The 3,648-nt window shown below is 51.5% G+C and carries 3 protein-coding genes; 2 read left to right on the forward strand and 1 reads right to left on the reverse strand.

Features of this window, described 5'->3' with window-relative positions; all coding sequences use genetic code 11:
- Nucleotides 1-1,197, forward strand: a 1,197-nt coding sequence (locus tag PF479_RS08145; protein ID WP_298004704.1) for a TonB-dependent receptor, incomplete at its 5' end; no start/stop codon positions are given.
- Nucleotides 1,194-2,567: a hypothetical protein gene (locus PF479_RS08150; RefSeq protein ID WP_298004707.1), complete on the forward strand. Its 1,374-nt coding sequence runs from the start codon at nucleotides 1,194-1,196 to the stop codon at nucleotides 2,565-2,567. The genes PF479_RS08145 and PF479_RS08150, both read left to right, overlap by 4 nt.
- Here the strand turns inward: PF479_RS08150 and PF479_RS08155 are convergent.
- On the reverse strand, nucleotides 2,560-3,270 hold the full coding sequence (locus tag PF479_RS08155; protein ID WP_298004710.1) for an energy transducer TonB: 711 nt from the start codon (nucleotides 3,268-3,270) through the stop codon (nucleotides 2,560-2,562). The two genes, PF479_RS08150 and PF479_RS08155, sit on opposite strands and share 8 nt — an antisense overlap.
- Between the last annotated feature and the right edge of the window lie 378 nt (nucleotides 3,271-3,648).

Here is a 3,648-nt window from a genome sequence, read left to right on the forward strand (position 1 = left end):
GGGATCATGGAGTTCCTCACTCCCGATGCCCATCTGGAAGAATCCCGAGTGGGAGGGACCCTGGGATGGCTCTTAACACCCCACTCCTATAGGGAACTGACTCTGGATACGGAGTTCAGTGTGCTCAACCAGAGCAACAGCTATGAAAACCCGGCGGCCTCCATCGACGAGGAGAACAATAATAACACCCTCCGGGGCAGAATGGATGGTTCTGTCAGCTTTGAAACTGTCTCCTGGATATTCAAACCCTATTTAGGCACAGACATCGCTCTGGACAGATTGGAATCAACCAGCCTCCGCAGCAGCAACGGCAGCTCCCTGCCCGGCAAAGCGGCGCAGATCAGCGGGGCCGTCTATACAAGGATAGAGGCAAAAAATTCATACCTTTCACTCACACCTGCTCTCCGATGGGACTTAAACCGCAGCGAATACAAAGGATGGGAGGTCCGGGATGACAGCCAGGGGTCCTGGTCTCTCACAGCAGCCCTGACTCCCCTCCAGGAGGACAGGCTGATCCTGAAAGGGAACCTGGGAACAGCCTATCATAACCCCGGCTTTGATGACCTGTTCTGGAGCAGCGGATCCTTTGCCTCGGGCAATCCCGACCTCCTCCCGGAAGAGAGTCTCAACTGGGACGGCGGCCTCTACTTCAAGCCCCGGGGAGGACTGGAACTCTCTGTCATATACTTCCAGAGCTATACTGAAAACCTGATACAGTGGTCCCCCACAGCCGGGGGAACCTGGAGACCCGGCAACATCGGCAAGGTCCGGACACAGGGCCTGGAAAATGCCTTCACCTGGTTGATTCCCTTTCAAAAGAGTTTCCTCAGTTTTATGGAACTCCAGGGGAATTATACCTGGATGACAGTCCGGGACCAGACAGAAGATTCCATCAACCAGGGGAATCAACTGCCCTACCGTCCCTTCCATGCAGCCGATGCGTCCCTCTCCTTTATCCGAAAGAACAGCAGCCTGACCGGGAGCACCCACGCTATGGGGTACAGGTATACAAACAGTGGCAATACCAAATATCTGGATGCCCTGCTGACCTTCGATGCCGTTTTCAAGACAAGTTTTGATCAGGGATTCACCTTCTCTGCGGGGGTGCTCAATGTAGGGAATCTGCAGCATGTGGATAAACTGGGATACCCCGTTCCCGGACGGGAATGGACCCTGAGCGGAGGATATAACTTTTGAAAAAACAGAAAACCGGAACTCCCAGAAAGACTCTCTCCTGGATGACAGGATTCCTTTTCGTCCTGATTCTGATCTCCTGTTCTCCCGAAATCAAGACCGACTATCAGGAGTTCTATGATAAGAGTTACGGCAAGGTCCTGTTCATCATCAATGGGAATGCCGAGACCTTGAGCGCCTACAGGCCCGAAGACATGAAGGTTTACAGAGACCTGCAGACCGTCGGCCACAACGGCAGCAGCGAAGCCTGGCCGAGTGATCTATTGAGCATCGGGAACGATCTGTTCACGGTCTGTTCCGGCCAGAATGTCATTGAAAAATATGACAGCCGGACCCTGGACTACCTGGGGAATCTCTATCTTAAAAATGGATTTAATCCTCTTCTCCTCGCCCCCCTGGGTTCAGGAGACCATGCCGCGGTTACAGGTTTTGCAACGGATGAAATTGTCATAGTTAATCTCAATGAGCTCTCCATGACCTCCGGCTTTCTGAAAGTCTATTCTGAAAGCTCCGGGACAATAACAGATACAAATGCGACAGGCGACAACTACCAACGCAGCCCCACGGGCATCGCCGCCACAGACAATACCCTCTATGTCAGCAATGTCCGCTACGATGCCTCGATCCTGCTCACAGATGTCAATGGCGAGACTATTCCCTTCGGTGATGCATTTGCCCGGGCGGCTGGCAATTTCCGGGAGGGCACACTCAGCGTGTTCACATTGAACAGCGGAAAAACTTCGGCTTCCTTAGTCAGGGAGATCAATCTGGACAAGCTCCTCGGCGATTTACCCGGTGAATCACCCTATTACCCCGGCAACGGCCTGAATCCCCAGTCCCTGTTTCTCCTGGAAGGAAAGCTCCACATCGTGTGCACCGGGACCAACGGCGGTGAAGCCCGAAAATACACCAGCAGTGAATACATCCCTCCGGGATCTACTACGAACACGATAGTTCCCGGAACTGATCCTGACGACGGTGTGATCCTGGTCATGAACCTGAATGACTCGGAGAATCCGACACTGGAGAAGGTGGTCTCCATCGGAGGCTCCCCCTCGGGCTACCGGTTCTCCATGGATACAGACAGGAAGATCCTCTATATGGCGGGAGTCGGCGGTATTCAGTCCTACGATTATGAGGGAGAAGCCGTGCTCAGAGCATCATCAAATCCTATATTGGCAGGATCAGATCCCTCGAGTGACTACTATTCTCATTTGTTGTACAAAGATGACATGTTGTACATATCCAATTATTCTGGAAATAAACTGAACCGCATCCAGGTGATCGGCAGTGGAAAAACTCCGGAGTATACACGGTTGGAAGATCTTGTCATCGGTGACGGACCGGGAGCCATGGCTTTTTATATCAGATAAGACGGAAGGAAAAATCCTTTCTGACCCGCAGGGGATCGCCTCCCCGGGGGAAGCGCCAATACTTCTGAACGGTGGTCAGGACACTCTGATCCAGCAGATCATGTCCCGAGCTCTGATCGATGACAATTTCCTCTACCCGTCCCTTGCTGTTAATGGTAAAAATAATCGTCACATCCCCTTCCCAGCCCATCTGCTTTGCCATGGAGGGATAGACCGGAGGGGGCATCCTGGCTCCTTCCAGATTGAGATCATCCAGGGAAGGTTCGCCAGGGGCTGCGTCTACAACCTGAGGGGTTGGTACGAGGACATGACGTTCCTGTGTACCCTGAGGCTGCAGGGCTTCCTTAATTTCCGGGAGGGGTTTGCTCACAGGCTCCACGACTGCGACTGCCGGACTCTCAGGTACAGGACTCTCAGGTACAGGACTCTCCAGTACAGGAGTCTCTTTAATCTGAACAGGCACAACAGGAGATTCTTCCACTTCCATGGGCTCCGATACACTTTGAATCTCAGGCGGTGCGATTTCAGGTTTCTGTTCTTTAATGGAGGTGAAACTGACCTTAACCTTCTGGAACTCAGGCAATATCTCTGCATTTTCTGCAAGATTGAGGCGGTTAATGAATACAAACAAAGCCACATGAAGACTCAGAGAAATCAGGATGGCTTTGCTGATGGGGTCCTTTAAACAGGACAGGGAAATCATGATATCAATATAGCCGGAAAAGGGTCGAAATAAAAGCTTCCACTCCAGAGAATCGGGGAGATAACTGGGATAATGGTATTAAAAAGATTCCAATCTAGATATAGATTTTCCTCTCATCGGTGATGGTCACCAGGCGCTGTAAAGTTACCAGATCCTAACCTGAGGTAGTTAGTAACTGCTCCTAATCGAGTAGGCGGAAATCTATAGATTCCCGCCTCTCACACCACCGTACGTACCGTTCGGTATACGGCGGTTCAACCAAATAGACTATGGTACCTCCAATCAAGTACCACCCGATCATACTCCATACGTTTAGTATGAAGTCTCTTATAGAAACCTGCAACATCCAACAATCCGAAGTGATTGTGAATCACCTCG

The organism is Oceanispirochaeta sp., from assembly GCF_027859075.1.
In the GTDB taxonomy this organism is placed as follows: Bacteria; Spirochaetota; Spirochaetia; order DSM-2461; family DSM-2461; genus Oceanispirochaeta.

Excerpts from the sequence above, each read along its gene's own strand:
- PF479_RS08155 (WP_298004710.1), bottom strand. The coding sequence starts at position 3,270 with ATGATTTCCCTGTCCTGTTTAAAGGACCCCATCAGCAAAGCCATCCTG.